Source organism: Anaerolineae bacterium (assembly GCA_016931895.1).
Taxonomy (GTDB): Bacteria; Chloroflexota; Anaerolineae; order 4572-78; family J111; genus JAFGNV01.
On record JAFGDY010000127.1, the window covers coordinates 1 to 4,671 of the forward strand.

5 protein-coding genes are annotated in these 4,671 nt (G+C 48.5%); 4 read left to right on the forward strand and 1 reads right to left on the reverse strand.

Annotated features, from left to right (window positions below; all coding sequences use genetic code 11):
* Positions 1-501: IS5 family transposase (locus JW953_09615; GenBank protein MBN1992952.1), on the reverse strand; the 501-nt coding region annotated here is incomplete at its 3' end.
* A gap of 213 nt (positions 502-714) precedes the next feature.
* Between JW953_09615 and JW953_09620 the strand changes: the two genes are divergently transcribed.
* Genes JW953_09620 through JW953_09635 form a run of 4 tightly spaced genes read left to right on the forward strand, consistent with a single transcriptional unit; the run spans position 715 to position 4,131 of the window.
* Positions 715-987, forward strand: a complete 273-nt coding sequence (locus tag JW953_09620) for an amphi-Trp domain-containing protein (GenBank protein ID MBN1992953.1) — start codon at positions 715-717, stop codon at positions 985-987.
* Between the two features lie 41 nt (positions 988-1,028).
* On the forward strand, positions 1,029-3,185 hold the full coding sequence (locus JW953_09625) for a cation:proton antiporter (protein MBN1992954.1): 2,157 nt from the start codon (positions 1,029-1,031) through the stop codon (positions 3,183-3,185).
* Between the two features lie 12 nt (positions 3,186-3,197).
* Positions 3,198-3,878, forward strand: coding sequence for a universal stress protein (locus tag JW953_09630; GenBank protein MBN1992955.1), 681 nt, complete (start codon positions 3,198-3,200; stop codon positions 3,876-3,878).
* Entirely contained in the window at positions 3,796-4,131 is a 336-nt protein-coding gene (locus JW953_09635) for a universal stress protein (protein MBN1992956.1), read from the forward strand. Before JW953_09630 ends, JW953_09635 begins: the two co-directional genes overlap by 83 nt.
* The last annotated feature ends 540 nt before the right edge of the window (positions 4,132-4,671 follow it).

Below are 4,671 nucleotides of genomic sequence, written 5' to 3' on the forward strand. Positions count from 1 at the left end.
GCCATCCGCCCAAATCTTCTCAATCGTGGGAAAATCTTCCATTATCTTCTCAATAAGCAATTGCCCACCGGCAATGTCCGACACATTGGCAGCAGTGACCACTACATTGAGCATATTGCCCACCGTATCGGTCAAACTATGTCGCTTGTGTCCTTTGACCTTTTTACCCCCATCTATGCCCACATCTTGCGCTTCTTTCGCTGTTTTTACGCTTTGACTATCAATCAAGGCTCCGGTGGGGGTCTCTTGACGCCCCCGTTTGGTGCGGTCTGCTTTGCACAAGGTGGTATTGAGAGCTTCCAGCAGGCCATCTTTAGACCACTTGGCAAAGTGATAGTAGACACTCGGCCAGGGGGGATACTCGTGGGGCAAAGCACGCCATTGACCGCCTGTTTTGTTTACATAAAAAATAGCATCTACGATTTGCCGTAGACTGTTTTGTTGGTTCTCTGCTGGCGGGGGCAACACAGTTTTGATTATCTTCCATTCCTTGTTACTCATATCGCTCGGATACCGCCTGGGACGACGTATCATCGCTTTTCCTCCTCAATTTGGGGTTTATTGAGGCAGGAAACCATTTTTTGCTTTTTTTCGCAACTTTTGCGCTTCCCTTTTGATTTCCTATCTTATGTCATTTAAAACAATCTCTTAAACGTTGGGTTGCCTTAAGTCCGTGTATGTACAGAGAACAAATATGATGAAAGGGGGTCAATGATGGGCAAAGAAACAAGATTATTCAAAAGTGAGGAACGGAAAAGCCGCTCAGATGTAAGCGCATTTTTACACCAATTGGCCGATAAGATTGCGAAAGAGCAAGTTGTGTTACGTCAGGGCCAAGAGGAGATTACCCTGCATCTTCCTCACAGTCTGATTCTTGAAGTGCAGGTAGAAGATGAAGATAAAGGGGCCAAAGGTGTCCAGCATAGTCTGGAAGTGGAAATCAAGTGGTTTGATAATGAGCCGGGAGGTCCTTTGGAGTTAGGGTAGTATGACGCCGTCCCACACCAAATAACGGAGACTGTTATCGAATGACGCCTGGAAACACATTTGTGGAAATTGCCGCTATTTTAGGCCTGGCAATTCTACTTGGAATCGTTGGGCAAAAATTGCGCCAACCTTTGATCATCATGTTTTTGGCTGCCGGCATTGTGGCCGGCCCTTCAGTTTTGGGAATTATCCAGAGCCATGAACAGATCGAATTACTGGCAGAGATTGGCATTGCGCTTTTGTTGTTTATTGTCGGCCTCAAACTCGATTTGCATCTGATCCGCACGACCGGCCCGGTCGCTCTGGCTACCGGTCTGGGGCAGATCATTTTTACGTCGATCATTGGCTTCGCAATTGCCATAGCCCTGGGAATGTCGCTTCTTACCGCTGCCTACGTATCGGTTGCGCTTACGTTTTCAAGCACAATTATCATTGTAAAGCTTTTGTCAGATAAAAAAGAGATCGACTCTCTCCATGGCCAAATAACCATTGGCTTTCTGATTGTGCAGGATATTGCTGCAATTCTGGCTTTAGTCGGCTTGACCACGTTCGGCTCATCAGTTGCTGAAGGCGAGTCGGCATTTGTCTCGGCCCTGGTTATTGGCGCTAAAGGGTTGGGGCTGCTGGCGGTTGTGGCCCTGTTGATGAAATACGTTATCCCCTATCTAACCAGACGCCTGGCCCACTCTTTGGAATTGTTGACTCTTTTTGCCGTTGCCTGGGCGGTTTTCCTGGGCGCGGGCAGCGAATTGCTCGGGTTCAGCAAAGAGGTGGGCGCGTTTCTGGCCGGAATATCGCTGGCATCCACCGAATACCGCGATTCTATTGGGGCGCGTCTGACAAGTCTCAGGGACTTCCTACTCCTGTTTTTCTTTATTGACCTGGGGGCGCGTTTGGATTGGTCCACCGTGGGGTCGCAAGTGGGTGCATCGTTTATTTTTTCCCTATTCGTACTCATTGGCAATCCGCTGATTGTTTTAGCCATTATGGGCTATATGGGGTATCGACGCCGGACGGCGTTTCTAGCCGGGCTTACGGTGGCCCAAATCAGTGAGTTTTCCCTCATTGTGGTGGCTTTGGGCTTGAGTCTGGGCCATATCTCTAATGAAACCGTGGGTCTGGTTACCCTGGTGGGGGTTGTCACTATTTTTATCTCCACTTACATGATTCTATATAGCGACTCGCTTTACAATTTTCTATCCCACCCTTTGAAGGTATTTGAAAGGCGTAACCCCTATCGGGAAGCGGCCATAGATACCCTAGCGGAACCAACGCCAATAGATGTCATTTTGGTAGGTTTGGGCAACTATGGCAGCGGGCTGGTAGAATACCTCTTACGGCGCAATAAAACCATATTGGGCGTTGATTTCGATCCCAACGTTGTTGAAAGATGGCGCGAACAGGGCTTATCCGTTTTGTATGGGGACATGGCCGACCCGGAGATTTTTGAACACTTGCCGCTAAATAAGGCTCGTTGGGTGGTCAGCGCCGTCCGCTCAAAAGAGCTGAATCTGGCCCTTATCAGCAATGTTAAAAAAGAGGGGTATCATTGCAAGGTGGCTTTGGCCGCCACAAACGAGGCAGAAACCGCTGAGTTTAAAAGCGCAGGCGCCCACCTGGTTGTTCGGCCATTTGCCGACGCAGCAGAACAGGCGGCCGATGCGCTGACCTATGCTATGGATTTTTTGCCGGAAACCATCGATTGGCCTATTTCATTTATGGAAATGAGGGTCAAATCGGATGCTGCGGTGGCCGGGCAGTCCATTAGAGATATTCCGTTAAGGTCCACAGCCGGAGTATCGATTCTGGCGGTCAGCCGGGGCGGTCAGACTTATTATGACCCGGAACCGGATTTCAAGATATTTCCAGGGGACCGCCTGCTCATCATAGGCTCTCCGGGCGGATTAAAGAATACCGAAAGGATACTCAATCAACTTGATTCGAGAAAAGCTATAGATGATGGAGATCGTTTTGAAATTGCAAAAGTCAAAGTTGTCAATGGTTCGGAACTTGCAGGCAAAACCCTGGCAGATATTAGTTTTCGCCAAAAATATGGCGTTACGCTGATTGGCATCCAGCGCGATCAGAAGCAGATTACTTCAATCAATCCGGCACAGCAGTTATTGGTCGGGGATTGCCTGATTGTCATCGGGAAGGCGGAAGCCGTAGAAGCATTAAAGAATCGGGAACCATTATAACGGAGTGATGACATGAATCCCTTCAAAAACATTCTTTATGTGACCGAAAATACAGTAGACCAGGCTTCGGCTGTGGCGCGCGCAGTCTCTCTGGCTAAGAACAACCAGGCAAATCTGACAATCATTGACGTGATTCCTCCCATTGCGGATGACTTCCGGGCAGATACAATAACCTATCACAGGCAAGCCCTGGAGTCCTTGATCGAGCCTTACCAGAATCGCCTAAAAATCCAACTCGATGTACAGGTAGGCACAACTTTCCTCGAGGTAATTCGCGCCGTGCTGCGCAACGCCTATGATCTTGTGATTAAGGTTGTAGAAAACCCCGATTTTTTGAAAAGACTGTTCGGCAGCGACGATATGCACTTGCTGCGCAAATGTCCGTGTCCGATATGGCTGATGAGACCGGCGGAAAAACCCAACTATGACTGCATTTTGGCCGCTGTCGATTTCGATCCACTGAAACCAACGGTGGTAGAGCAAGCCCTCAACCAGAACATCCTTGAACTGGCCGGCGTGCTGGCGCTATCTGACCTTGCCTCCCTGCATCTGGTCCATACTTGGGAAGTATTTGCCGAAAGAGTTATGTTGGCCAGAAGCGGCACCTCAGATGAAGTCATCACCGCCTACGTCGAAAAAGAACGCAATGCTCCATCAAAAAGGGTTATACAAGTTGGGCGAGACGTTGCGTGACCGGGTCGGCGCGGATGCCTACAAAAACCTTTTCCCTCACTTCCATCTGCTCAGGGGATCGGCCAGAAAAACAATACCAGAATTGGCGGTAGCGTTGCAGGCGGATCTTGTGATTATGGGGACGGTGGCGCGCACGGGTATTTCGGGACTCATCATTGGCAATACCGCCGAGGCTATTCTCGACCAACTCACATGCTCGGTCCTTGCTATCAAGCCTCCTGGATTTATAACGCCGGTGAAGCTGGCTGGATAACATGTTTCGGGCCTGGCAACAGCAGATTGAGCCTGGGTCATAATGAAAGTATATTAAACCGGTCGTTCGTACCGAATTACTCCCCTATCTCAAAGCTTCAAAGACTTTTTACGAGAAATTGGGTTTTCAAGTTTTCCATGGAGACGCGGCACAGAATTGGCTAACAATGAAGAACTGGAATTACGTCATTGGGCTATTTCAGGGGATGTTCGAGAAAAATATTTTGACCTTCAATCCTGGTTGGGATCAGAGCTAATACCCTTGATTCATTCACAGATGTGCGTGACCTTTAGCGAAGGTTTAGAGCGCAAGATTTGGATATTGAGACTGAAGCTGATGAGGATACGACAGGTCCTGCGAGTTTCGTTGTGACAGGTCCTGACGGAAATCCAAACTTGATTGATCAGCAGGTCTGAATGGGCATCGAACACTAACAAGGCGTTGTGTTGCAAAATTTCCGGTAAATGTGAGAGATTGTTTTAAATGACATAAGATAGGAAATCAAAAGGGAAGCGCAAAAGTTGCGAAAAAAAGCAAAAA